1 protein-coding gene is annotated in these 996 nt (G+C 61.3%); it reads left to right on the top strand.

The window, feature by feature from the left end; translation table 11 throughout:
* The first annotated feature begins 77 nt into the window (after positions 1-77).
* Positions 78-968 (top strand): IS982 family transposase, encoded by an 891-nt coding sequence (locus ACFOSH_RS29325; RefSeq protein WP_378242316.1) that lies wholly within the window; start codon positions 78-80, stop codon positions 966-968.
* Positions 969-996: the final 28 nt, after the last annotated feature.

The raw sequence follows: 996 nt of genomic DNA, 5'->3' as shown, positions 1-996 counted from the left end.
CTAGATGATTGATTCCGTGAAGATCACGTGAAGGAGGCCGGTGTGATGGCCGGGAGGAGGGTGTCCAAGATCAAACCGTGACGAAAGAACTGAACACCCTCCTGACCGCACTCTACGTGCTGATCGATGACCAGGTCGTCCCGGCTCGCACGGGACGGGGCCGTCGCCCTCTGTTCACTGACAGTGAGTTGCTTACGCTGGCGGTGGCTCAGGTCCTGCTGCGCTATAACGGCGAGCGCCGCTGGATGCGGCACGTGCACAGCAACCCCGAACTGCTGGCCATGTTCCCGCACGTGCCTCGTCAGTCTGGATACAACAAGCGTTTAAGGAACGCGCAACCCTTGTTGTGCAAGGCAATCATCATACTGGCCGCGTGCTGCCCGTCCTGGTTCGACGACCTGTGGATCACCGACGCCACAGCGGTGCCCTGCGGTATGTCCCGGGAGACGGTGAAACGCTCGGACCTGGCCGACTACGCCCACTATGGTTACTGCGCGTCACATTCTCGGTTCTATTGGGGCCTGAAGCTCTACCTCGTGTGCACCGGGGACGGGATGCCGGTCATGTGGTGCCTGGCCGACCCCAAGATCGGCGAACGCGAGGTGCTGTCCGCGCTACTGGACAACAACCACCACCTGATCCGCAACGGCCAAGTCTTGTTGGCCGACAAGGGTTTCTCCGGCACAGAGTTCAAGAAACTCACCGAGTCGAAACAGTTGCGGCTGCTACGCCCGGACCGCAAGGACGAGACCTACCGCAACGGCAACCTCGGCGGTGTGCGCCAGTGGATCGAGTCGGTCAACCAGACCCTCAAAAGCCAACTCGGCCTCGAACAGCACGGCGGACGCACCCCGGCAGGCGTGTTCACCCGCACCGCCCAGCGCCTGCTCGCCATGTCCGCAGGCATCTGGCACAACTGGCAAACCGGCGTGACCAGCAAACGCTCACTCATCGCCTACGACCACTAACACCAACTTCACGGAATCAATCATCTAG

Origin of the sequence: Amycolatopsis speibonae, assembly GCF_042647925.1 — a bacterium.
Classification (GTDB): Bacteria; Actinomycetota; Actinomycetes; order Mycobacteriales; family Pseudonocardiaceae; genus Amycolatopsis; species Amycolatopsis speibonae.
Note: the sequence above shows the minus strand (reverse complement) of the source record. Positions and strands in the feature narration are given on the sequence as shown.